General features: G+C 62.7%; 24 protein-coding genes and 3 tRNA genes. 16 read left to right on the top strand and 11 right to left on the bottom strand.

The window, feature by feature from the left end; translation table 11 throughout:
- Window positions 1–4 precede the first annotated feature (4 nt).
- Both secD and yajC read right to left on the bottom strand, forming a co-directional pair.
- Window positions 5–1,603 (bottom strand): protein translocase subunit SecD, encoded by a 1,599-nt coding sequence (gene secD, locus HQR01_RS07150; protein ID WP_173213866.1) that lies wholly within the window; start codon window positions 1,601–1,603, stop codon window positions 5–7.
- 18 nt (window positions 1,604–1,621) lie between these two features.
- Window positions 1,622–1,948, bottom strand: coding sequence for a preprotein translocase subunit YajC (gene yajC / locus HQR01_RS07145; RefSeq protein WP_173213865.1), 327 nt, complete (start codon window positions 1,946–1,948; stop codon window positions 1,622–1,624).
- Between the two features lie 199 nt (window positions 1,949–2,147).
- Between yajC and HQR01_RS07140 the strand changes: the two genes are divergently transcribed.
- Window positions 2,148–2,224 (top strand) — tRNA-Pro (locus HQR01_RS07140).
- A 43-nt stretch (window positions 2,225–2,267) separates the two neighbouring features.
- On the opposite strand, the gene HQR01_RS07135 is transcribed toward HQR01_RS07140, so the two are convergent.
- Window positions 2,268–4,298 carry a TonB-dependent receptor plug domain-containing protein gene (locus HQR01_RS07135; protein ID WP_173213864.1) on the bottom strand — a complete coding sequence of 677 codons (2,031 nt, stop codon included), beginning with the start codon at window positions 4,296–4,298 and terminating at the stop codon, window positions 2,268–2,270.
- A 272-nt stretch (window positions 4,299–4,570) separates the two neighbouring features.
- Between HQR01_RS07135 and moaA the strand changes: the two genes are divergently transcribed.
- The 3 genes from moaA (at window position 4,571) to HQR01_RS07120 (ending at window position 7,267) form a co-directional block, all read left to right on the top strand.
- A complete protein-coding gene (gene moaA, locus HQR01_RS07130; protein WP_173213863.1) occupies window positions 4,571–5,599 on the top strand; it encodes a GTP 3',8-cyclase MoaA in 1,029 nt (342 codons plus the stop codon).
- Window positions 5,600–6,784, top strand: coding sequence for a molybdopterin molybdotransferase MoeA (locus HQR01_RS07125; protein WP_173213862.1), 1,185 nt, complete (start codon window positions 5,600–5,602; stop codon window positions 6,782–6,784).
- Between the two features lie 69 nt (window positions 6,785–6,853).
- Window positions 6,854–7,267 (top strand): holin family protein, encoded by a 414-nt coding sequence (locus HQR01_RS07120; protein WP_173213861.1) that lies wholly within the window; start codon window positions 6,854–6,856, stop codon window positions 7,265–7,267.
- Between the two features lie 21 nt (window positions 7,268–7,288).
- On the opposite strand, the gene HQR01_RS07115 is transcribed toward HQR01_RS07120, so the two are convergent.
- Window positions 7,289–8,362: a copper resistance protein B gene (locus HQR01_RS07115; protein ID WP_173213860.1), complete on the bottom strand. Its 1,074-nt coding sequence runs from the start codon at window positions 8,360–8,362 to the stop codon at window positions 7,289–7,291.
- Window positions 8,362–10,062: a copper resistance system multicopper oxidase gene (locus HQR01_RS07110; RefSeq protein WP_173213858.1), complete on the bottom strand. Its 1,701-nt coding sequence runs from the start codon at window positions 10,060–10,062 to the stop codon at window positions 8,362–8,364. The genes HQR01_RS07115 and HQR01_RS07110 overlap by 1 nt, the downstream gene beginning before the upstream one ends.
- Before the next feature lie 78 nt (window positions 10,063–10,140).
- Here HQR01_RS07110 and HQR01_RS07105 point away from each other — a divergent pair, with 78 nt between their 5' ends.
- The 5 genes from HQR01_RS07105 (at window position 10,141) to HQR01_RS07085 (ending at window position 13,760) form a co-directional block, all read left to right on the top strand.
- Window positions 10,141–10,413 carry a metal-sensitive transcriptional regulator gene (locus HQR01_RS07105; protein WP_173213857.1) on the top strand — a complete coding sequence of 91 codons (273 nt, stop codon included), beginning with the start codon at window positions 10,141–10,143 and terminating at the stop codon, window positions 10,411–10,413.
- Window positions 10,414–10,470: 57 nt separating this feature from the next.
- On the top strand, window positions 10,471–10,902 hold the full coding sequence (locus HQR01_RS07100) for a type II 3-dehydroquinate dehydratase (RefSeq protein WP_173213855.1): 432 nt from the start codon (window positions 10,471–10,473) through the stop codon (window positions 10,900–10,902).
- A 73-nt stretch (window positions 10,903–10,975) separates the two neighbouring features.
- The gene (gene accB, locus HQR01_RS07095) at window positions 10,976–11,467 is read left to right on the top strand and encodes an acetyl-CoA carboxylase biotin carboxyl carrier protein (RefSeq protein ID WP_173213853.1); all 492 of its coding nucleotides are present in this window, start codon (window positions 10,976–10,978) and stop codon (window positions 11,465–11,467) included.
- An 8-nt stretch (window positions 11,468–11,475) separates the two neighbouring features.
- The gene (gene accC / locus HQR01_RS07090; protein ID WP_173213851.1) at window positions 11,476–12,825 is read left to right on the top strand and encodes an acetyl-CoA carboxylase biotin carboxylase subunit; all 1,350 of its coding nucleotides are present in this window, start codon (window positions 11,476–11,478) and stop codon (window positions 12,823–12,825) included.
- A gap of 131 nt (window positions 12,826–12,956) precedes the next feature.
- Window positions 12,957–13,760 (top strand): alpha/beta fold hydrolase, encoded by an 804-nt coding sequence (locus HQR01_RS07085; RefSeq protein ID WP_173213849.1) that lies wholly within the window; start codon window positions 12,957–12,959, stop codon window positions 13,758–13,760.
- 14 nt (window positions 13,761–13,774) lie between these two features.
- On the opposite strand, the gene HQR01_RS07080 is transcribed toward HQR01_RS07085, so the two are convergent.
- Both HQR01_RS07080 and HQR01_RS07075 read right to left on the bottom strand, forming a co-directional pair.
- Window positions 13,775–14,209, bottom strand: coding sequence for a GFA family protein (locus tag HQR01_RS07080; RefSeq protein ID WP_173213847.1), 435 nt, complete (start codon window positions 14,207–14,209; stop codon window positions 13,775–13,777).
- Between the two features lie 7 nt (window positions 14,210–14,216).
- Window positions 14,217–14,681 (bottom strand): Lrp/AsnC family transcriptional regulator, encoded by a 465-nt coding sequence (locus tag HQR01_RS07075; protein WP_173213845.1) that lies wholly within the window; start codon window positions 14,679–14,681, stop codon window positions 14,217–14,219.
- Between the two features lie 227 nt (window positions 14,682–14,908).
- Here HQR01_RS07075 and HQR01_RS07070 point away from each other — a divergent pair, with 227 nt between their 5' ends.
- Complete coding sequence (locus tag HQR01_RS07070) at window positions 14,909–16,681, top strand: sensor histidine kinase (protein WP_173213843.1); 1,773 nt, start codon at window positions 14,909–14,911, stop codon at window positions 16,679–16,681.
- A 99-nt stretch (window positions 16,682–16,780) separates the two neighbouring features.
- Here the strand turns inward: HQR01_RS07070 and HQR01_RS15370 are convergent, their stop codons facing one another.
- Window positions 16,781–17,011: a hypothetical protein gene (locus tag HQR01_RS15370; protein ID WP_325064545.1), complete on the bottom strand. Its 231-nt coding sequence runs from the start codon at window positions 17,009–17,011 to the stop codon at window positions 16,781–16,783.
- 105 nt (window positions 17,012–17,116) lie between these two features.
- On the opposite strand from HQR01_RS15370, the gene HQR01_RS15365 reads away from it, so the two are divergent.
- From HQR01_RS15365 to HQR01_RS07040, 6 genes are all read left to right on the top strand, one after another.
- Complete coding sequence (locus HQR01_RS15365; protein ID WP_325064544.1) at window positions 17,117–17,704, top strand: polysaccharide deacetylase family protein; 588 nt, start codon at window positions 17,117–17,119, stop codon at window positions 17,702–17,704.
- Window positions 17,705–17,760: 56 nt separating this feature from the next.
- Window positions 17,761–17,837 (top strand) — tRNA-Ile (locus HQR01_RS07060).
- 24 nt (window positions 17,838–17,861) lie between these two features.
- Window positions 17,862–17,938 (top strand) — tRNA-Pro (locus tag HQR01_RS07055).
- A 194-nt stretch (window positions 17,939–18,132) separates the two neighbouring features.
- The gene (locus HQR01_RS07050; RefSeq protein ID WP_173213841.1) at window positions 18,133–19,185 is read left to right on the top strand and encodes a type I restriction endonuclease; all 1,053 of its coding nucleotides are present in this window, start codon (window positions 18,133–18,135) and stop codon (window positions 19,183–19,185) included.
- Window positions 19,182–19,847, top strand: coding sequence for a DUF6680 family protein (locus HQR01_RS07045; protein WP_173213840.1), 666 nt, complete (start codon window positions 19,182–19,184; stop codon window positions 19,845–19,847). Before HQR01_RS07050 ends, HQR01_RS07045 begins: the two co-directional genes overlap by 4 nt.
- A gap of 127 nt (window positions 19,848–19,974) precedes the next feature.
- Complete coding sequence (locus HQR01_RS07040) at window positions 19,975–20,679, top strand: hypothetical protein (protein ID WP_173213838.1); 705 nt, start codon at window positions 19,975–19,977, stop codon at window positions 20,677–20,679.
- A 74-nt stretch (window positions 20,680–20,753) separates the two neighbouring features.
- On the opposite strand, the gene HQR01_RS07035 is transcribed toward HQR01_RS07040, so the two are convergent.
- The 3 genes from HQR01_RS07035 to HQR01_RS07025 are packed head-to-tail and all read right to left on the bottom strand — an operon-like array spanning window position 20,754 to window position 23,345.
- Window positions 20,754–20,897 carry a DUF2474 domain-containing protein gene (locus HQR01_RS07035; RefSeq protein ID WP_173213836.1) on the bottom strand — a complete coding sequence of 48 codons (144 nt, stop codon included), beginning with the start codon at window positions 20,895–20,897 and terminating at the stop codon, window positions 20,754–20,756.
- Window positions 20,897–21,898, bottom strand: a complete 1,002-nt coding sequence (cydB, locus tag HQR01_RS07030) for a cytochrome d ubiquinol oxidase subunit II (RefSeq protein WP_173213834.1) — start codon at window positions 21,896–21,898, stop codon at window positions 20,897–20,899. Before cydB ends, HQR01_RS07035 begins: the two co-directional genes overlap by 1 nt.
- On the bottom strand, window positions 21,888–23,345 hold the full coding sequence (locus HQR01_RS07025) for a cytochrome ubiquinol oxidase subunit I (protein ID WP_173213832.1): 1,458 nt from the start codon (window positions 23,343–23,345) through the stop codon (window positions 21,888–21,890). Before HQR01_RS07025 ends, cydB begins: the two co-directional genes overlap by 11 nt.
- Between the last annotated feature and the right edge of the window lie 81 nt (window positions 23,346–23,426).

Below are 23,426 nucleotides of genomic sequence, written 5' to 3'. Positions count from 1 at the left end.
TCCCTTAAATGTTGAGGTCCGCCGGGCGCGCCTTGCGCAGCCAACCGGCGACCCACATGCGGGTGATGGTGACGGCCGTGAACACCGAGGTGATCACACCGATGACGAGGACGACAGCGAAGCCCTTGACCGGCCCCTGGCCGAAGAAGAACAGCAGCGTCGCCGCGATCACGTTGGTGATGTTGGCGTCGTAAATCGCGCGGCTCGCTTCCTTGTAACCGTTCTCGACCGCCTGCACGACCTTGCGCCCGCGCTTGCGTTCCTCACGGATGCGTTCGTTGATCAGTACGTTGGCGTCGACCGCCGCGCCGATGGTCAGCACGAGGCCGGCAATGCCCGGCAGCGTCATGGTCGTATTCAGGATTGCCATGATGCCGATGATCATCAGCACGTTCAGAACCAACGCGACGTTGGCGTAGAGGCCAAAGCGGCCGTAGGTGGCAACCATCAGCAGCAGCACCAGCAGCGTGCCGACGCCCATCGCGATCATGCCCTTTTTGATCGAGTCGGCTCCGAGGTCCGGCCCGACCGTGCGTTCCTCGATCACCTTGAGGTCGACCGGCAGCGCACCCGAGCGCAGCGAGATCGCCAGCTGGTTCGCAGCTTCGACGGTGAAGCCGCCCGAAATTTGGGCGGTGCCGCCGCGGATCGGCTCGTTGATGTTCGGCGCCGAGAGGACCTTTCCGTCGAGGATGATGGCGAAAGGCTTGTTGACGTTTTCAGTGGTCAGCTTGGCAAAGCGGCGACCGCCCTCAGTATCGAACTGGATGTTGACTACCGGTTCGTTGGTCTGCGGGTCGAAGCTCTGTTGTGCACCGGTCAAATTGTCGCCGCGAATGCCGCCAAGGCGCTTCACCGCGATCGAACTGCCGGCAAATGCGGAGGTGTCGACATAGGGGAAAATCTCGCTCCCCGGAGGGGCGAGCCCCTGGGCGACGTCGCTCGGCAACGCACTCTGGTCGACCAGCTTGAATTCGAGCTTGGCGGTCTGGCCCAGCAGCGCCTTGAGCTGTTCGGGATCCTGCAAGCCCGGGACCTGCACAACGATGCGCGTTTCGCCCTGGCGAATGATCGTCGGCTCGCGCGTGCCCAGCGCGTCGATACGCTTGCGCACGACTTCCGTCGCGCTGTCCATCGCATCAGAAACGGCCTTGTTGACGCCCTGCGTGGTGGGCGTGAGGATTATGCGGTTGCCATCTTCGACAGCCAGGTCCCATTCACGGACAAGGCCATTGCCATTGATCGAAGGCAGCAACAGCTCACGCGCCCGGTCGATCTGCGAAGGATCGTCGAGAATGAAGCTGAGGCGCCCGCCACGCGTCGAAACGTCGCCAATGCGGATGCGCGGTTCGGCATTGCGCATGAGGCCGCGGACGTTTTCTTCCATGTTCTCGAGGCGCTGCCCGGCAACCTGGCTGCCGTCTGCTTCGAGCAGGATATGGCTACCGCCCGCAAGGTCGAGGCCGAGATTGACCATCGGCTCCGGCAGCTGGTCGGGCCAGCGGGTATTGGCGAGCGAGAAGATCGACGGAAGCGCGGCGAGGCTGGCGACCGCAACGATCAGCCAGAGCCACGCTTTCTTCCAGGTTGGAAAATCGAGCATTTGGAGAAGGCCCTCGCCTCAGTCGTTGGCGGCGGCGTTGCCGCGCGCATTGAGCACGTCGCCGATGGTATTCTTGACCGCCTTGACGGTCATGCCCTTGGCCAGCTCGACATGGACGAAGTGTTCTTCAACCTTGGTGATCTTGCCGACGAGGCCGCCGGCAGTGACTACCTCGTCACCCTTCTGAAGCCGCTCCACTTTTTCGCGATGCTGCTTCTGCTGGCGCATCTGCGGGCGGATGATCAGGAACCACAGGATCAGCAGCATACCTGCCGGAAGAATGAAGCTGGTCCATGCGGGCGGCTGGCTCGCGGCGGAACCGGCAGCGGCGAGAAGGTCGATCATTATTGAAATACCTGTCGTTTGAATGGCGCGACCGGCCGCAGGTGGGACTCATGCAGGCGATTTCAAGCACCCGACGCCTCCCTTCCGGCCGAAGTGCCGGCGCGGTTAGCAGCAATGCCCGACAAGGGCAACGAATTGGGTGCGACGGGCGCTTGCCATGCTGCAAAGCCGGTCCTATAGGGCCGCCCTCCACTGGTCTCGGGACGTAGCGCAGCCTGGTAGCGCATCACACTGGGGGTGTGGGGGTCGGAGGTTCGAATCCTCTCGTCCCGACCAGTGGCCTTTCCCCCAAATTCGCAGCTGCCGTCGTGCGGCGCCTTCAGAAGCCAAGCCTTATCCCGGCCCAGACCGTGCGGGGGGTTCCGAGGTCGGTCGATCCAGCCTGATTCCGCGTCACGATGGTCTCGCCTGCTAGGTTCTCCCCACGCAGCACCAGCATCACGCCCTTGGCCAGAGGCGCCTGGGCGAACACATCAAGCGTTGTGGCCGAGGGGAGGACATCGGATTCGAGGTCATCCTCGAATTGCGCACCGACATGGCGCAAGGTTGCCGACAACAGCCATTCAGGCGCCGGTCGCCAGGCCAATGTCCCGCCCGCTACCCATTTCGGTGTCTGCGAGGGCCGATTGCCGTCAAGCGCGGAGGCAAAGCCCGAACCCTGCGCCTCCGCATCGGTATAGGCGATCGCGCCATCGAGACTCACGGCACCTAAACGCAGGGCCGCATTCGCCTCGACGCCGCGCGAACGGATCGCGTCGATATTCTGCCGCTGCCGCAAGTTGGTACCAATGGTGACATTGGCAATTGCGTGCTTCACCTTGTTGTCAAAGGCGGTCAGCGCGAAACGGAGGCCGTCTCCCGCGACGATATCAAGCCCGGCCTCGAGGCCCTCGAGCCGTTCGTTGCGCAGGCCTTCATTCGCCTGCGTCGTCACGGGGAAGACCACGAAGGGGCGGTAGAGCTCGTTCAACGTAGGCAAGCGCAAGCCGCTGTAGGCTGCGGCGCGCAAGCTCACCTCTTCGCTGACCTTGTAAAGGGCGCCGCCGCGAAACGAGGCATCCCATCCCGAGCGATTGGCGAAGCTGTTGTCGACCACCAATGCGCCCGCCCCATTGCGCTCGGTGTAGAAACCGTCGCGGATGGTGAAGCGATCCGCTCGCCCCCCCGCGGTCAACACCAGATTGCCCAGCGTCAGGTCGTGCTCGACGAAGAGACCGAGGTCCGTGTTGGTTCCACCCGCATTGCGCCGTGCGGTGACCGCACCGCTGAAGGCGCTCAGCGCTGTCTCATAGAGTTCGCCGTCGGACTTGCGGTAGTCGACGCCGAGCCGAAGCACGTGGCCGTCACCCACGGGCGGGCGCAGTTCGATCTTGCCACCGAGCCCGGTCGCGGGCGTGTTGCGCTGGTCGAGTACGGGGACGAAGCGGGTCGAGCTGACCACGACATTGGTAAAATTGCGCGCCTGGACATAGCCAAGCACTTCAAACTGCCAGTCGCCCCGGCCGACCAGCCGCAAGCTGGCGTCCTGCCCTTCCATACTGCTGTCTGCACCGTCGAAGCGCAGTGTCCGCTCATCGCGGTAGGCCAGTCCGCGCGCCTGCAACTCTACCGAATCGCTCAGCGGCGCCACCCCGCGCAGTTGCACCGACCAGGCGTCATAGGCCGCCCGCGCGCTCGCCGGCACGCGCTGGTCGCGGGGCGTGGTCCAGAAGCCCTTGCCCCTATCCCAGCGGCCTGAAATCACGCCGAAACCACTGCCCAGGTTAGATGCCAGCGTCGCGCTCGCTTCAGTCTCACCCCTGTCGTTGGCGAGTAATTGCCCGCCAAACGTGCCGAGCGTGTCGGCATCGGCGCTGGTAAGTTCGATAGTTCCGGCTAGCGCACCTGCGCCGAAGGGCCCGGATCCCCCGCCGCGGGTTACGCGGATCGACGCCAGTCGCTCGGGCGCGATGGCACTGAAGGGAATATAGCCGAAGAACGGGTCGGTCATCGGCACCCCGTCGAGCAAGACCTGCGCCCGGCTGGAGGCATTGCCGCCCAGCGCCCGCAGCGTCGCTCCTTGCGCCGAGGGGTTGGCCGAACGGCTGTCCGACCGCCGGAACTGCTGGAACCCGGCAACTGACGACAGCACATCCTCGATCCGGCCCGATGGAGCGGACAAGATCGATTCACGTCCGATCTCCTGCGTGTCGTAGGCAGGGGTTGCCGGCGTCTCATCCAGCCCCCGACCGGTAACGACGATGACCGGACCCGACGTGTCGTTCGGCCGGTCTTCGGCATGAGCCGGTACCCCAAGCAGCAGCGCGACCGTGGGGGCTACTATGGCTGTTAGATGTTTTCCCTCTGGCATCGGACCAGTCTGTAACCTCTCGAACCTCGCTGACGGATGCAGGATCACTGCCGCCGGATATGGCATGACCATAGTGCGCTTCGCCTGCTGACCAAGTGCGGGAGACAAGAAGTCCACGCAATGCCGTGGGCCGCCGCGCCGGTCGCAGCAAATGGCGAGCTAGGGTCGAAGCCGACCGTTGCATATCTCGCTTCTCGGCGGAGAAGCAAAACATTGCGGGCGATTATGGCCAGCGCCCGCGAAACCGGATAGCTAGGATAGCGATGGCGCTCATGGATCCCCCCCACCAGCCCTTCCCCGTCGCACCGGGCAAGGACCCGCTCGTACTTGAAGACGGGTACGGCCGACGCTTCGCCTATTTGCGGCTTTCGCTGACCGAACGCTGCAACTTCCGCTGCACCTATTGCCTGCCCAACGGCTTCCGCAAGCAACCCGGCCTGCCGGCTGAGCTGGCGCGCGACGAGATGGTTCGCGCAGTTCGCGCCTTCGCACATGTGGGCCTCTGGAAGCTGCGCCTAACCGGCGGTGAGCCGACGGTGCGGTCCGATTTCGACGAGATCGCGCGGGATATCGGGCAGATTCCCGGAATTCGGCGACTGGCGATGACCACCAATGGCTATCGCCTGGCCGAGCGTGCGGCAGACTGGCGCGCGGCGGGAATCGACGCGATCAATGTCTCGATCGACACACTTGATCCTGCGGAGTTCGCGCGGATCACGGGGCACGACAGGCTCGACGAAGTCGTTGCCGGGGTCGATGCCGCGCTGGATGCGAAATTCGATGCAGTGAAGGTCAACAGCGTGCTGATGCGCGGCCTGACCGATGGCGACTGGTCCGACATTCTCGCCTTCGTTGCGGAGCGCCCCGTTGCCTGGCGCTTCATCGAGCTGATGCGCACCAACGACAACGCCGCCTTTCATGCCGAGCAGCGTACGCCGGGCGAGGTCATTCGCTTGCGATTGGAAGAGGCGGGCTGGCAGCCGCTCGCACGCGAAATCGGCGCGGGTCCGTCGATAGACTATGCGCATCCAGACTTTGTCGGACGGATCGGCCTGATCGCACCCTACGCACCCGGTTTCTGCGACAGTTGCAACCGCCTGCGCTTGTCGAGCCGGGGCAAGCTGCACCTGTGCCTCTTCGGCGAAGGCGGGCTCGACCTGCGCGACCTGCTGCAGTCCGATGACCAGCACGACGAGTTGGTGGAACGCATCCTCGCGGCCATGCCGGTCAAGGCGCGCGGCCACCGCCTGCGCGAAGGCATTAGCGGAAGTACACCGCACCTCGCCTCGATCGGCGGCTGAATGCCCAGTTTCGACGAAGCCATCGCCCTGCTGGCGGAGGCGGTACAGCCGCTGGGGCGCGAAACGGTCACGCTGAGTGACGCAGGCGGGCGCTTTCTTGCAGCTCCCTTGCATGCCCGCACCGACGCCCCGCGCCACACGGTGTCGGCGATGGACGGCTATGCGGTGGTCAAAGCCACGACCGAAGCCGGTCATTGGCTGGACGTCATCGGGGAATCCCGGGCGGGCGGTCCCTATGCCGGCACCGTTGCCAGCGGACAGGCGGTGCGGATTTTTACCGGCGCATCGCTTCCGGCAGGCGCAGACTACGTGATCGTGCAGGAACACGCCGTTCGCGAGGGGCAGCGGGTCCAGTTTACGCCGGGCTTCGGGCCAGGCGACAATCTCCGCCTGGCAGGGAGCGACTTTCGCGCAGGACAAGTTCTAGTGCCCGCCGGTACCCGACTCACTCCCCGCGGAATGGTCGCCGCTGCAGCCGCCGACCTTGCACATGTCGAAGTATCCCTGACGCCTTCGGTCGCGATCATCGCCACGGGAGACGAACTCGCAGCGCCCGGCAGTTCCTTCGACCAGCCGAACACCCTGCCCGAATCCGGCAGCTTCGGGGTGGCCGCGCTGGCTGAATGCGCCGGGGCAACGGTAGTTGCCCGTTGCACCGGACCTGACGACATGGGCGAATTGGAGGCGCTTGCGGCGCAGGCTCTCGCTGATGCCGATTGCGTGGTCGTGATCGGGGGAGCCTCTGTCGGGGACCACGATCTCGCCAAGCCGATGTTCGCCGCGCACGGCCTTGAGCTGGTGTTCTCGCGGCTCGATATCCGTCCGGGTCGCCCGGTCTGGCTGGGCCGGGCGCAAGGGAAGTGGGTGCTCGGCCTCCCCGGAAACCCGACTTCGGCAATGGTCACCGCGCGCCTGTTCCTGCGGCCGTTGCTGGCGGGGCTGCAGGACGGGTCAGTCGATGCCGAGCTGGTTTCCACAGCCATGCCCCTTGCCGCAGCGATACCGGAAGCCGGTGCGCGCGAAACCTTTATCCGCGCGTCCGCCGGGCCAGACGGGCTGGTTCCCGTCGGCAACCAGGAAAGCGGCGCGCAATCTCCCTTGCTTGCCGCCGACTGGCTGATCCGTCGCGCGGCTGGCGCGCCTGCTTGCGAGGCGGGCGAGCTGGTTCAGGCATTGGCTTTCTAAAACGGTTCGCCAATTCTCCTACAAGAACCGATTTGGTTATTCCGCGAAATCGACTCGCAGGAGACCATCATGCCGCTCATCGAAACACTCATCGGCCCGCTCGCTTCGCTCATCGACAAGGTGATCCCCGACAAGGAGGCCCGGGCCAAGGCCAAGCTCGAGTTGTTGGCGCTCGAAGGCTCGCAAGAACTGAGGCAGATCGAGGCCCGACTTTCCGCCATCGTTGCCGAGGCACAGAGCGCCGATCCCTGGACCAGCCGCGCGCGCCCCAGCTTTCTCTATGTCATGTACACGCTGATCCTGTTCAGCGTCCCGATGGGTGTAATCGCCGCCTTTGATCCTATCGCCGCACGTGCAATCGGCGAAGGGATGACTGCATACCTCGCGGCATTGCCGGATTCGCTCTACGCGCTCTTCGGTACCGGCTACCTCGGTTACACGGCAGCGCGTCAGTGGGGTAAGGCAAAGGGCACGGACCAATAGGCCAGCGTCGGCGGGAGGTGCCTAGAACCAGGCCCTGACACCGAACAGGATCTTCCAGCCCGCCGCATCTTCGCCTTCTGCGCGTGCGATGTCCGCAGTCTCGCCCAGCTTCGCCTCATACTCGACGCCGACATAGGGCGCGAATTCGGGCACGAACTGATACCGCAGACGCAGCCCCGGCTCGATCTTGGTCAGGCCCGCCCCGATACCACGCTCGGGAATATCCTGCGCCGCCAGCTCCAGCTCGATACGAGGCTGCAGGATCAGCTTTTGCGTGATGCGCTGGTCGTATTCACCCTCGAACCGTGCGGTGAGGTCACCCCGGTCACTGAGAAAGGCAGCAAGGTCGACTTCCCACATATAGGGAGAGAGGCCTTGCACACCGAGCACGAGGTGACTGCGGGTTTCTGGCTCGATATCCAGCCGCACGCCTCCCTGCAGGTCGAAGAAGGGGCCGATCGCGTGGCTCCACAGCGCCTGGATTTCGGCATCCTCGACCGCTCCGCCAAGCTCGCCCTCGCCTTCGGACTTGAGCACGAACTTGTCGATGTCGCCGCCGTAGAAGCCCTGCAGGTCCCACAGCCAGCCGTCTTCGCCGCCTTCCGTCGGGATACGCGCCTCGAGCCGTTCGACCATGATCGTCCCGGTCGTCATGCCGCCATGCATGCGGCGCACTTCCTCACGGGCTGCGGCCATTGCCGCCTCGCCCCAGAAGGCATCGGCGGCGTGAAGCGGGCCCTCGGTCGCGCGCGGCGGCACGGCCTCTTCGGGTGCTGCGCCTGGAGCGGATTTGTCGGGCTGGGCGCCGTGCTGCGAATGATCCATTTCGTCATGGCCCATCTGGCTGTGGTCCATGGCGTCGGGGTCCATTGCGCCACTGTCCACCATCGCGTCAAGGTCATGGGCCTCCTCCTCGGGAGGGCATTGCTCGGGCGGTAGGTGCCCCATGGCGCAATGATCCATTGCGGCGGACGCCGGCTCCGTCTGGACCTGCTCCATGCTGTTGGTTTGGTCGGTCGATTCATGCGCCGAATGGTCCTGCGCCGCGAGGGGGTATGCCCACAAGGCAGCGCCGAGAAGCAGAGCGAGCCGCATCAGCTTTGCCCTCCTTCGGGGAAGGGCCTGACCGTCACGACCTGCATCATCCCGGCATGCATGTGATAGAGCAGGTGGCAATGGAAAGCCCAGTCGCCCGGCTCGTTCGCCGTAAGGTCGAACGTCGCCGTGCCGCCTGGCTGCACGATGACGGTGTGCTTCAAGGGCTGATGCATGTGATCCGTGCCGTTGACGAGTTCGAAGAAATGGCCGTGCAGGTGGATCGGGTGCGCCATCATGGTCTGGTTGACCAGCTTCACCCGCACCCGCTCGTCAAAGCCGAAGCGGATCGGGTCGTCGGTGACGGCGGAGAAAGCCTTGCCGTCGAACGACCACATGTAGCGTTCCATGTTCCCTGTGAGATGGATCTCCAGTTCGCGCTCGATCTCGCGGTGCGGATTCATCCGCGCAGCCCTGAGGTCGGTGTAGCGCAGCACGCGATGCGGCACATCGTCGAGCCCCAAGCCGGGAAAGTTCATCCGGTCGACCGGCATCGGCGCGATCATGTCGATCCCGGGGCCGACCTCGACGTCATCGGGCAGGCGCGAGGTGTCGCGCATGCTGTGCTCCATCGTGTGACCACCGCCGTGGGCCGAATGGTCCATGGCCCCCATGCCCATGTCGACCATGGTCAGCGTGGGGATTTCGCGAAGCGGCGGCGGGGTGGCAATGTGGCCCGGATGCGAAGTCAGGCTGGCCACGGCCATGCCGCTGCGATCCATCGCCTCCGCCACCAGCGCATGGCTGCCTTCGGGCGGGGTCACGATCACGTCGTAGGTTTCGGCGCTTCCGATCTGGAATTCGTCGACCGATACCGGTGCAACGTCCATCCCGTCGGCCGCGATCACGGTCATCGGCACTCCGGGAATGCGGATGTTGAAGAAGGTCATTGCACCGGCGTTGATGAAGCGCAGGCGCACCCGCTCACCAGGCCTGAAGGCCAGCTCAAGGTTATCCGCCAAGCCATGGCCATTGATAAGGTAGGTGTAGGTGGATCCGGATACGTCCGCGATATCGCGCGGGTTCATCCTCATCTGGCCCCACATGCGGCGTTCGGCCCCGCTCATGTCGCCATCCGTGGCTGTCTGCATCTGGCGATTGAAATAGTCCTCGCCGACCTTGAGCTTGCGCATGATCTCATGCGGGTGGATCGGCGTGAACTCGGACAGCACCACCACATAGTCGCGGTCGTATCGCGGATCGGGCTCCGCGCTCTCGATCACGATCGGGCCATAATGCCCCGCCTGTTCCTGCAGGCCCGAATGGCTGTGCCACCAATAGGTGCCGCTCTGCCGGATCGGGAACTCGTAAGTGAAGGTTTCGCCCGGCTTGATTCCCGGGAAGCTGACACCCGGCACCCCGTCGAACTGGAACGGCAAGAGTAACCCATGCCAGTGGATCGACGAATCCTCGCGCAAATCGTTCTTTACGTGCAGCCGGACGTTCTGCCCTTCCCGCAGGCGAATCAGGGGCCCGGGAACGGTTCCGTTGACTGCAATGGCATGCCCCGTCCGCGCGCCGGTGGCGAAGTGATGGTCGGCGATGGTGAGATGGAGGTCTTCCCCCGACAGTTCACCAAAGCCGCGCCTTGCATGCGGCAGCGATACGCCCTTTGCCCAGGCGGGCATGGGCAGTGAAGCAGCGGCGGCAAGCCCGGCTGTACTTACGATCAGGTGCCTGCGAGACAGCGAAATCGACATAGGAAAATCACATCTTGATGCTTCGGGTTTCGGGTGCTTATATATACCCCACCGGGGTATTTGGAAGGGTGTTTCTCTATGACCGACAAAACCGTCGCCAAGATCAACCGGCTCAACCGCATTGCCGGCCAGGTGCAAGGTGTTGCCAAGATGATCGAAAACGACCGCTACTGTATCGACATCCTGCACCAGATTCAGGCGATAAAATCCGCCCTCGCAAAGGTCGAAAGCCAGGTTTTGAAGGACCATGCCGCCTGCTGCATCGCCGAATCGATTGCCAGCGGTGATGCCGAACAGCAGCGCATCAAGTTCGAGGAACTCGTCGAACTGATGGAGCGGCAGCGCCGGTAGGCGAGCGCCGTCGACCTTCTGCTTTCTTCATAGTTCCGATCGCGCTACCTCGCGACCATGCAGACCATCTTCGTCCTCAACGGCCCCAACCTCAACCTGCTCGGCACGCGAGAACCGGAGATCTATGGCTCCGACACGCTCGACGATATCGCGCGCATGCTTGACGAGCAGGCGAAGAAACTCGGGGTAACGATCGACATGCGTCAGACTAATCACGAGGGCGTGCTGGTCGACTGGCTGCACGAGGCGCGCGAGGTCGGCGCAAAGGCGGTGCTGCTCAATGCGGGGGCCTATACCCATACTTCGATCGCATTGCTCGATGCGATCAAGGCGATCGGAGTGCCCGTGATCGAAGTGCACCTGTCCGATCCATCGCAACGCGAGGAATTTCGGCACATTTCCTATGTCGGAATGGCTGCGATCGATGAAGTTAAGGGCCTTGGCCCGCGCAGCTATTCGGTGGCGTTGGCCAAGGCAGCGGCGCTCTAAAACCCCCGTCCGCCCCTTGTCACGCGGCGCGGGGCAGCGCATAGGCGCAACCGAACTATCAACAAGGGTACCCATGGCCGACAACAAGGGCAGCGCCGGCAAGTCCGGCATGAACGTCGACATCAAGCTCGTTCGCGAACTCGCAGAGCTGCTTGGCGAAACCGGTCTCACCGAAATCGAGGTCGAAGACAACGACCGCAAGATCCGCGTTGCACGCGGAGGCGTGGCTATGGCCGCACAGTTCGCCATGCCGGCTACCGCGGCCGCGGCACCGACGGCCCCGGCGCCAGCTGCAGCCCCCACTCCCGACGTTCAGGCCGCTGCCGATGCTGCCAACGCGCTCAAGTCGCCGATGGTGGGCACGGTCTATCTCGCCCCCGAACCGGGAGCGGCGGACTTCATCAAGATCGGCGATACGGTCAAGGAAGGCCAAACTCTGCTGATCGTCGAGGCGATGAAGGTGATGAACCCGATCGCGGCCGACAAGGCGGGCACAATCAAGGCGATCCTGGTCGAGAACGCGCAGCCCGTCGAGTTCGACCAGCCGCTGGTCGTTATCGGCTGAGCGCAGGCATGGCTATCCAACGTATCCTCATCGCCAATCGCGGCGAGATCGCGCTGCGCATCCACCGCGCTGCCCATGAAATGGGTATTGAGACGGTCGCGGTGCACTCCACTGCCGATGCCGATGCCATGCATGTGCGCCTGGCCGATCACGCGGTGTGCATCGGACCGCCCAACGCGACCGACAGCTACCTCAATATCGCCAGCATCATTTCCGCGGCGGAGATCTCGCACGCGGACGCGATCCACCCGGGCTACGGCTTCCTGTCGGAGAACTGCAAGTTCGCCGAGATCGTCGAAGCGCACGACCTCAAGTGGATCGGCCCCAAGCCCGAACATATCGTCACCATGGGTGACAAGGTGCAGGCGAAGAAGACTGCGGGCGAGTTGGGCCTGCCGCTGGTCCCCGGATCCGATGGGGCCGTCTCCGATTTCAACGAAGCGCGCAAGATTGCGGCGGAGATCGGCTATCCGGTGATTATCAAGGCCGCCAGCGGCGGCGGCGGTCGCGGGATGAAGGTCTGCAACTCCGAAGATCAGCTTGAAACTCTGATGCAGCAGGCCGGTAGCGAGGCCAAGGCCGCTTTTGGCGACGCTACCGTCTATATCGAGAAGTACCTTGGCAATCCGCGCCACATCGAATTCCAGGTGTTCGGCGACGGCAATGGCAACGCCATCCACCTGGGCGAACGCGACTGTTCGCTGCAGCGCCGCCATCAGAAGGTGCTCGAAGAAGCGCCCTCGCCGGTACTCAGCCATGAAGAGCGCATGCGCATGGGCGGCATCTGCGCCGATGCCATGGCCAAGATGGGCTATCGCGGCGCGGGCACGATCGAATTCCTGTGGGAGAACGGTGAGTTCTACTTCATCGAGATGAACACCCGCCTGCAGGTGGAGCATCCGGTGACCGAAGCGATCACCGGGGTCGACCTGGTGCGCGAACAGATCCGCATTGCCGATGGCCAGCCGCTGTCGGTCAAGCAGGAAGAGATCGAGTTCAAGGGCCACGCGATCGAGTGTCGCATCAACGCCGAAGACCCGTGGACTTTCGCCCCCTCGCCCGGCCTGGTGACCTACTACCACGCTTCGGGCGGCATGCACGTACGTGTCGATTCAGGGCTCTACGCTGGCTACAAGATCCCGCCCTATTACGACAGCATGATCGCCAAGCTGATCGTCTACGGCCGCAGCCGCAACGGCTGCATGATGCGCCTCAAGCGCGCATTAGAGGAAATGGTCGTCGAAGGGGTGAAGACGAACATCCCGCTGCACCAGGAACTGCTGCGCCAGCCCGACGTGGAAAGCGGCGACTATACGATCAAGTGGCTGGAAGAGTGGCTGGCTAAGCGCGAGGGCTGACAGTTCATCCCTTCCTTGCGGAGGTCTAGCTGACCCGTTCGATTTCCTGCGGTCCGTAACTATCTGAAGAAGGCAATCGAACCAGCAGTGGTCGATTACTTTGATGGACTGCGGAACGGAGGTGTTCGAGCGTGGACTCGATAAAGGTCAACGGTGTCCAGCTGTGCTTTCAGGACACCGGTTCCAAGGGCGAGCCTATAGTCTTCCTGCATGGCTTTCCGATGAGCCACAAAGTGTGGGCCGACCAGGTAGCCGAACTTCAATCCGAATTTCGTTGCATCGTGCCGGACCTACGCGGATTTGGCCGCAGTGAATCCAGCGATCAAAGGCTCACGTTCGACGTTCTGGCGGACGATGTGGCTGAACTGATCAAATCGCTTGGCTTGCCCTCTGCCCATATCGTCGGCGCTTCACTTGGAGCAATGCTGGCCATGACGTTCGCTGCAAGGCACCCGAACCTGACTCGATCCGTCGTGGTGATGCACTCGGAGGCCTTGCCGGACGATGCTGAATCCAAGCTTCGCCGCGACGATCAGATACAGTTCGTGCGCGAAAGCGGTGTCGAAGCATTTGTTTCGAGCTTCGCACCCCGACTCTTTCCGCAAGGTACCGACGCGTCGATCATCGAACGCCTTCGTGTCATTATGGCTCGAAGTTCTGAGGAAAGCGTGATCGCGGGCATCAAACTATTGCGAGATCGGGATGACATGACCCCACTCCTGCCAAGCATCCTTGCGCCGGCCTTGGTGGTTGCAGGCGAACTGGACGAAAGTTCACCAATCGCCTGGCTAGAAGAGATGAGCCACGATTTTCCAAACTCACGGTTTCATGTGTTGGAGGGTACCGGACACCTTTCCATAATGGAACGCCCAGACGTCGTAACCGCACTGCTTCGCGGCTGGTTCGAGGAAAATATCGTGGTAGGCGTTGGCTGACCGCGCGCGCCGCCTCAGTCGAAGTTGAAACCCGCGGCCTTTGCTTCTGCGATCACTTCTTCACCGGTCTGGCGGGGGTGGTCGCCCGCAATCCGGCACCAGTCGGCCGCCTCATCTGAGAATATCTCTTTTTCAACAGCATAGCTGACGGACGCGTCAAACAGACCGGCCGAAAAGCTGCGGTTGCCCGTAGGCAGGAAGCGGAACCACAAATTGCTGCCGCAGGTTGCGCAAAAGGCCCGCTCAGCCCAGGCGCTCGAGCGGAAAACCCGCGCATTCTCCTCGCCAAGTACCCTTGTCGCCTCGCCCGTCTGCGCACTGTAGAAGGCCCCGCCCCAACGGCGGCACATGGAGCATTGGCAAAGCTCGACCTCGTGCGTCGGATTGTCGATCTCGACGCGGACCGCGCCGCAAAGGCAATTACCTTCGATCGTCTCGCGTTCGGCCATCGTAAAATCAGCCCAGCGGAACGCCGGGTTCGTTCTTGCTGGTGCGGATCGTAAGCGATGTCTTCACGCTCGCCACATTGGGTGCGGGCGTGAGCTTGCTGGTGAGGAATTCCTGGAAACCTTGCAGGTCGCGCGCCACGATCTTGAGGATGAAGTCGATTTCGCCATTGAGCATGTGCACTTCGCGCACTTCGGGCAGTCCCTTCATCGCCGCCTCGAATTCGCGCAGCGAATCCTCCGCCTGGCTCTTCAGGCTGACCATCGCGAAGACGGTGATCGAAAAACCGAGCTTCCCGGCCTCCAGTTCGGCGTGATAGCCGCGGATCACGCCTTCTTCCTCGAGCGCGCGGACGCGGCGCAGGCACGGAGGTGCCGTCAGCCCAACCCGATTGGCCAGCTCGACATTCGTGATTCGACCTTCTGCCTGCAATTCGGCCAGCAGTTTGCGGTCGATTTCATCGAGATTGGCCATCACGCTGTTGCCCTCATCATGCTATGCTTTGTGTCGAAACCAAGGCAGCGTCAGGCGAAATGTTGACAACGCATGCGCAGCCTCTTGGCTAACATTATTATGCTTGCCAGCAATTGTCCCGCTTTGCAACGCACAGGCAACTTCTCGTTCATCACAAGTTTTTCACAGATAGAAACGCGGAGCTGCCAAGGTTTGCTACCCGCAAATTGCCGCACTCCGGAGTAATAATGCATTTTGACGACCGCCTTGCCACCGTATTGCGCCTTCGCGCGCAGGGCGAGCGTGCGGCCAAAACACAGTTCCGGCAGCTGATCGACCTGCTCGGTGAACGGCCCCAGGCGGGCGACCCGGCATTGAAGGCGGCCGCGTACTTGCGGCTGATCGCGCTGGCGGAAGCGATCCCGGTCAAGGAGCGCGCCGCAATCGTTGGCGAGAATGGTTGGCGGTTCCGCAATCCCGAGCTTGTTCGCTGGTTCGGTGAAGCCCACCCCACCATTGCCGCGGCGGCACTCTATCGTGCGCACCTGACCGGGGCCGAATGGGAAGAGCTCATTCCGCGCCTGCCGATCCGGGCCCGCGGATTCCTGCGGCACCGCCGGGACCTTCCCCCGGAAGCGGTCAGCGTGCTCGACAGGCTCGGCGTGCAGGATCGCGCCCTGCCACTGCCCGACATGGTCGAAATGCTGGTGGAGGAATCCGCCATTCCGGACGCGCCCGAGCCGCTGATCCTCACGCCCGCAAACGATATCGAAGGTCACGCGGCAATGACCGACGAGGCCGTGCCGGCCGCGGAAGAGCACGCGAAACCGACCGAAGAGCCGCCTTCCCGGCGGCGCGCCACAACCGATGGTGAAGGCATCCGTGCGCTGGTCGAACGCATCGAGGCCTTCAAGCGCAATCGCGGTACTACCCTGCCTGGCGAGGCGCCTTCGCTACCGATGGCGGGCCTCGAAGCGGTCGCACCGCGCAAACCGGTCGACGCCTTCATCTTCAGCACCGATTCCGAAGGCCGGATCGACTGGGCGGAAGGCGAAATCGCGCCGATGGTCGTGGGCATCGAGCTGGCAGTGCGCGCTGAGCGTAACGAGAATGGCGACGGCTTCGCCGCGGCCTTCATCAATCGCCGACCGGTTCGTGGCGCCCACCTCGCACTCCACGGGGCCGAGGCTATCGCTGGCGACTGGATCGTCGATGCCGCGCCCCGGTTCACCCGAAACGAGGGACGTTTCTTCGGCTTTGTCGGTCGCTTTCGGCGTGCGGTCACCCCGGCTGAGGACCAGCGCCACGCCGGCGCCGATCGGCTGCGTCAGTTGCTCCATGAACTGCGCACCCCGGTCAACGCCATGCAAGGCTATGCCGAAGTGATCCAGCAGCAGGTGTTCGGGCCGACACCGCACGAATACCGTGCACTGGCCGCATCGATCGCTGGAGATAGCGCGCGCATCCTCGCCGGTTTCGACGAGCTCGACAGGCTGGCCAAGCTTGAAACCGGGGCGCTCGAACTCGAGCAGGGCACGAGCGATTTCGCGGCGATCGCCCGCGAGCAGATCAAGCAATTGCAGTCCGTGCTCAGCCCGCGCGTGGCGCGCTTCGAGGCCGACCTGGGCGACTGGGACGCACTGCTGCCGCTGGCAAAGAACGAGGCGGAAATGCTCGCCTGGCGAGTGCTGGCAACGCTGGCCGGCGCAACCGGTGCTGGGGAAACAATCGAGCTCGATCTGCGCAGCGAGGGCAATCAGGTCGCGCTGCGTGCGCAACTGCCCGCAATGCTCGCGTCGGCCGAGGATGTGTTCTCGTCAGAAGCGCGGTCGGGCGGCAGCACGGTCAGTTCGGGAATATTCGGCGCAGGCTTTTCGCTCCGTTTGGCCCGGGCCGAAGCCCGTGCTGCTGGCGGCGAACTGCGGCGCGATAGCGGGTGGCTGGTGCTGTCGCTGCCACTCTTGACCCCCGTCGATGCGCTGCCTAGCCCTGTCGATGAACCGGGGCGGGCGGCTGGTTGACCCCGCTGAGGGGGAATCGTCATCGCACACGCCAATCTCCGCGAACCGCCTGCGTCACCGCATCTGGTTCGCTTCACACAGGACTTTGGCCAGCGCTCCCTACTGACCGTCGACACCGAAGAGGAATTCGACTGGAGCGCCCCCTTCAGTCGGGATGGCTATGGTCTCGACCATCTCCGCCGGATCGCCAAGTTCCAGCAGTTCTGCGAAGGAATAGGGGTTTCGCCGGTCTATCTGGTCGACTGGCCGGTTGCGCAATCGGAACTTGCACGGGACATCATCGGCAGTGCGGTCAAAGCCGGCAAGGCCGAGATAGGCGTACAACTGCACCCCTGGGTCAACCCACCCTATTCGGAAGACGTCTCGATCGAGAACAGCTTCGCCGGCAACCTGCCGTTTTCGCTGGAACGCGAGAAATTCCTGCGCCTGCGCAATTTGATAGAGACCAACTTCGAGGTCGTTCCGAGGATCTATCGCGCCGGGCGTTACGGTCTCGGGCCCAACAGCGCGCAAATGCTGTCCGAAACCGGCATCGCCATCGACAGTTCGGTTCGCGCCCGCTTCGACTACAGCGCGGGGCACGGCCCCGATTACAGCCACCATCCGGTCAATCCCTATTGGACCGATACGGAGCGCAAGCTGATTGAGCTGCCGTTGACCACGACCTATTGGGGCATGTTGCGCAAACAGGGTGGGCTGCTGGCCCCCCTTGTCAGGCGCCACCCAGGCCTTGGCGGTGCCCTGTCACGATTGGGCCTGTTCGAGCGAATCGCGCTTACCCCGGAGGGAGTCACGGCCGAGGAGGCCCTGCGCGGCATCGACATCGCCCTCGACGACGGCCTTCCCATATTGGTGCTGAGCTTCCACAGCCCGTCGCTCGCGCCTGGCTACACCCCCTATGTCCGCAGTGAGGAGGAACTCGACGCATTCTATGACTGGCTGCGCCAGATCTATGCCTATCTCGACCGCCGCGGGGTGCAATCGACGACCGTTGCGGAAATCATGGAGAAAGCTCTCGTATAGCCGCTTGCCAGTCGGCAGGCGCGCGGCTAGGCGCTCTGCTCTGCATGCGACAGGCGGGGCCTGTAGCTCAGTTGGTTAGAGCTGGCCGCTCATAACGGCTAGGTCGCGGGTTCGAGTCCTGCCGGGCCCACCAGTCGCAGCAGCGATGAAACAGCGTCGGGGAGTGGCGCAGTCCGGTAGCGCGCCTGCTTTGGGAGCAGGATGTCGCAGGTTCGAATCCTGTCTCCCCGACCATTTCAATTTTTCGTATATATATTCGTCACCTAACCCACAGGCACCCACGATTGTGGGGCAGGTTTGCGGGGTCAATGGCGCTTAGGAACTGGCCTACAGGATTAACAACCCCGTAGTTTCACCAATCAACTCAATGATCCCTTGCGTAGGAACCGTTGTGCGATAGTCTGGCCCTACAACTGTTGGGGGTGACTATGGACTTGGAGGTACGGCTCGCTGAACTCGCGAAGACGGTTCGCGATCACAAGGAAGTCCTATTAACCGAAGAGGCGGCAAAGAACGCGCTAGTGATGCCGTTCATTCAAGCTTTAGGCTACAACGTCTTCAGCCCGACTGAGGTAACCCCTGAGTTCACTTGCGACGTGGGCACGAAGAAGGGCGAGAAGGTCGACTACGCCGTGTTTGATCGCGGGAGGCTCGCCATGCTGCTGGAGTGTAAACCGTCCAACTCCGTGCTCAGCATTAATCACGCGTCCCAGCTCTATCGCTACTTCAGCGTGACGGATGCGCGGGTGGCGATCCTGACTAACGGCGTGGTGTTCAAGTTCTTCTCCGATACCGAGTCGCCCAACCGGATGGATGATCGCCCCTTCTTCACGCTCGATCTAGAGAACCTCCGAAAGCAGGATATCCGGACGCTTGAGAAGTTCGTCAAGGGAAGCTTCGACATTGATCAGATTGTGCGCGAGGCCGGGAAGCTCAAACTACAGACGCTGGTGTACGGGGAGCTTGAGAAGGAGTTCGCCGAGCCGTCAGAAGACTTCGTTCGTTTGATTGCTCAACGCGTTAACCCGGGACGCTTCACAGCCTCGGTGAGGGAGACATTCACCTCACTCATCTCTTCCTCTTTGAGCGCGCTCATCAGAGATCGGGTCAACGAAAGGCTGACTTCGGCTCTCGAAAAGGGCGGAGATGAACCGCAAGATATTGAGGAAAGCAGCGGCGAGGACATAGAGACGACCCCAGAGGAGATCGAAGGGTTCAATATCGTGCGCGCTATCGCGGCCCGGAAGGTGGATCCAACGCGAGTTATCATGCGGGATGCAAAATCCTACTGCGCCATCCTCCTGGACGACAACAACCGGAAGAGCATCGCCCGGCTGCACTTCAATAGCGCCACAAGTCGCCACTTCGGGACCTTTGAGGGCAAGGAAGAGACCCGGCACTCCGTCGGGGAGCCTGTCGATATCTACAAGTTCGAAAAGGCGATCTTGAAGCGCCTTGACGAGTTGGGTGCGGCGGGATGAGCCAAGCTCCCGACTATTACGACTGGCTGGTGCTTGCAGCGATCTTCTGTGGTCCACTGGTTGGCATCTGGGTCACGCGCCTCATTGACGCCTCGAAGGAACAGAAGAACCGCCGCTGGGAACTGTTCGTGACGCTGCGCAGGACACGCGGCCTAGAGCTTTCTCCCGACCACGTCGCTGCGGTCAACATGGTTCCAGTCCTATTCTCACACGACAAGGAGGCCATGGAGGAATGGGGGAAGCTGATGGATTCTCTCAACGATCCCAGTTGGAACTCGGCGGACGATAACGTTCGGCTTGGTCTCATTACTCGATCAGGGGACGCCCGGCACAACCTCATCCGTCGGATTGGGGAGGTTGTCGGTGCGCGACTTCCGATTAGGGAGGAACACCGCTTGGGCTACGCGCCCGTCGCTTGGGTGAACGAGATGAACGAACAAGCGGAAGTCCGACAGCGGTTCATTGAAGTCCTGAGAGGAGAAAGGTCACTTCACATGGTCGCAGGGGTCTTCGACCTCGCGAATGAAGTGGAGCGAAAGGAAGTTCTTGCGGAGGACAACGGGTACGGGGCACTCCCCACGCTGAAGGTCGAGAAGGATGCCGCGCCGCTCACCAAAAAAGCAGGGCCTCGCAAGAAGAAGAGCGATCCGACCGGAGGCTGAGCAGTGTCCTCAGTACCCCCTTCAGTGCCTCATAGACACTACTCCGGGCGATCCCGAGTTCCTTGGCGATAGTACTCGCGCCCATCCCCTCGCCCTTCACCTTGCGCAGATGGAACCCAGAGAGAGAATGATGACCAAGCAATCGCACTGTTCCCTGCATGGGTTTGTCGGCGCCTTCCTGCTCGCCTGTTCCGCGTGGCCCGCTGTGGCGCAGGATGGCATGGCGCTAGAGATCACCGCATCGGCCGATCTCGAACACGATCCCAGCATCGATGTGGCGAACAGCGAGCTGGATGGGCGCAAGACGCTGCGCATCTCGACGACCACCGGCGATGGCGTTGTGCTGTTGCCGATCAGCATGGCCGACGGTTTCGTCGAGGTCGAAGTGAACAGCAACCTGGTTCCGGATGCTCCCGCAGGCTCGCGAGGCTTCGCCGGGATCGCGTTCCGGGTGCAGCCTGACCTGCACCGCTACGACGCGTTCTATATCCGCCCTGGCAATGGCCGGGCCGAAGAACAGATCCGCCGCAACCACGCGACCCAGTACATCTCTCATCCCGACTATACCTGGTTCAGGCTTCGCGAAGAAAAGCCGGGACACTACGAGAGTTACGTCGATATCGAACTGGGTACCTGGACGAGCCTGCGTGTGGAGGTGGAAGGCGATCGTGCCCGATTCTTCGTGAACCAGAACGAACAGCCGGTCCTGATCGTAAACGACCTGCTTTCCGACGCGAGCGAAGGGGCAATCGGCCTTTGGATAGCATCGGGGACCGATGCCCACTTTGCCAATGTGAGATACGGCCCGCTGGGCAGCGACGAGGAACGCTGAGTTCCAAGGCCTTCAACCAGGCCCCTTTCTCTGCGGATCAAGTGAGAAGGCGTCGAGCGATAACGCGGTCGATGTTAGGCCAGCCACAACCTCAATAGATAGGCCACTGCCCCCAGTGCGGTCACGCTCACCAGCCAGATAGCTACCATCCAGCCAAGTCGCTGCCACAGGGGCTTGGTTTCGGCGTCTTCACCGCCATCGAGGGGGGCCAACCGCATCAGTGGTAACCTTCCGATCCTACCTTGCCGCGGAAGACCCAATAGGCCCAGCCGGTATAGGCGAGAATGACAGGGAGGATGATGGCGGTGCCGACCAGCATGAAGACCTGGCTGCGTTCCGGCGCCGCGGCATCCCAGATCGTAACCTGGTCGGGCACGACATAGGGCCACATCGAAACGCCCAGGCCGATCATGCCGAGCAGGAACAGCCCCAGCGCCAAAAGGAAGGGTGCATAGGTCCTCCGCTTCGCGAGTGCGCGCATCAGGGCATAGGCGAGAATCGCGGTAAGCAGCGGCACCTGACTGGCAAACAGGAAGCTGGGCATGGTGAACCAGCGTTGCCAATACTGTCCTTCGAGGAAGGGGGTATAGAGGCTCACGGCGCCGAGCAGGATCAGGGTCGCCACAAAGGCCGGCCGTGCAATCCGATAGGCGTGGTCCAGGGCACGCCCTTCTACCTTGATGATCAACCAGGTCGCACCGAGCAGGGCATAGCCTGCAACCACGCCCAGCCCGGTCAGCAGCGTATAGGGCGTCAGCCAGTCGAACCAGCTTCCGGCATAGGCCCGGTCGGCAACTTCGATGCCCTGCAACAGCGCGCCCAGCACCATGCCTTGGGCCAGAGCGGCGACCAGCGACCCCGCGGTGAAGGCGAAGTCCCAGAAAGCGCGGTGCCCCGGGTCGCGCCAGCGGAACTCGAAGGCGACGCCGCGAAACACGAGGCCCAACAGCATGGCGATGATCAGGGGATAGGTCGCGGGCAGGATGATGGCATAGGCCAGCGGGAATGCCGCGAAGAGCCCGCCCCCGCCCAGTACCAGCCAGGTCTCATTGCCGTCCCACACGGGGGCGATCGAGTTCATCGCCTGATCGCGTTCGTCGCCCACCTCGAAAAAGGGAAACAGGATCCCAATGCCAAGGTCGAAGCCATCCATGATCACATAGGCGAACACCGCAAAGGCGATGATGAAGGCCCAGATCGTGGTCAGGTCAAACGCCATCGCGCGCCTCCTGTTGGCTCGAGGGTAGCGTGTCGGGATCCTTGCCCGGATTCTGCGTCGGTCCGGGAGTGATACCGGCGGTCCGCACCGGCCCCTTCTCGGTCCGTTTGACCCCTTTCTCACCAGCATGCGGCGCGCCGCTCATCAGGCGCAGGATGTACCAAGTCCCGACGCCAAAGACCGCAAAATAGACAAGCACGAAGGCCAGCAGCGACATGGCCACTGCTGGTGCCGCCAGAGGGCTTGCACTCTCGGCGGTGCGCAGCAGGCCATAGACGGTGAAAGGCTGGCGTCCGGCTTCGGTCGTGATCCATCCGGCGATCACCGCGACGAAGCCGGCCGGGCCCATCAGGATCGCGGCGCGATGCAACAGGCGCCAATCGTACAGGCGCTTGCGCCAACGGGCGACGAGGCTCCACAGCCCGATGCCAAGCATCAGGAAGCCGATCCCGACCATGATCCGGAACGCCCAGAAAACCGCGAATACCGGCGGCTGGTCCGCATCGGGCACCGTATCCAGCCCGGCCAGGGGCGCATCGGGATCATGCTTGAGGATCACGCTCGACAGCTTGGGAATGCCCACGGCGTAGTCGAGCCGCTGTTCCTTGTCGTCGGGAATACCGAACAGGTAGAGCGGCGCGCCGTCAGGGTGACTTTCGTAGTGCCCTTCCATCGCCATGACCTTGACCGGCTGGTGTTCAAGCGTGTTGAGCCCGTGCATGTCCCCCGCGAAGATCTGCACCGGGGCGACCAGCGCGGCCATCCACATCGCCATCGAGAACATCTTGCGTGCGTGCCGGTTGGCGCTGTCCTTGAGCAGGTGCCATGCGCCTACCCCGCCGACGACGAAAGCGGTGGTCAGGTAGGCCGCGATCACCGTGTGGACCAGGCGGTAGGGAAAGCTGGGATTGAAGATGATCTCCGCCCAGCTCTCTCCCGGCAGGAACTGGCCGTTGGCTCCGATTTCGTAGCCGGTCGGGGTCTGCATCCAGCTATTCACGCTGAGGATCCAGAACGCCGATACGAATGTCCCCAGCGCCACCATCAGCGTGGCCGTGAAGTGCAAGCCGCGCCCCACGCGGTTCATCCCAAACAGCATGACGCCGAGAAATCCCGCTTCGAGGAAGAAGGCGGTCAGCACTTCATAGGCCATCAGCGGTCCGATCACCGGCCCGGCCTTGTCGGAGAAGACCGACCAGTTTGTGCCGAACTGGTAACTCATCACGATGCCCGACACGACGCCCATGGCGAAGGCTACGGCAAAGATCTTGAGCCAGTATTTGAAGAGGTCCCGATAGACGTCGTCTCCGGTCTTCAACCACAAGCCTTCGAGGACCGCGAGATAGCTCGCGAGACCGATCGAAAAGGCCGGGAAAATGAAGTGGAAGCTCACCGTGAAGGCGAACTGGATGCGGGCGAGCAGCAGCGCGTCGAGCTGGTCGAACATGGTCAGCGCTTTACACAAAGATTCCGCAAGGTGCGGTGCAAGGGTTGCAAGGTGTATGCACCGCCATGCAACCCACCACAC

Source organism: Erythrobacter mangrovi (assembly GCF_013260645.1).
Classification (GTDB): domain Bacteria; phylum Pseudomonadota; class Alphaproteobacteria; order Sphingomonadales; family Sphingomonadaceae; genus Qipengyuania; species Qipengyuania mangrovi.
This window is presented reverse-complemented; position numbering and strand designations above follow the sequence as displayed.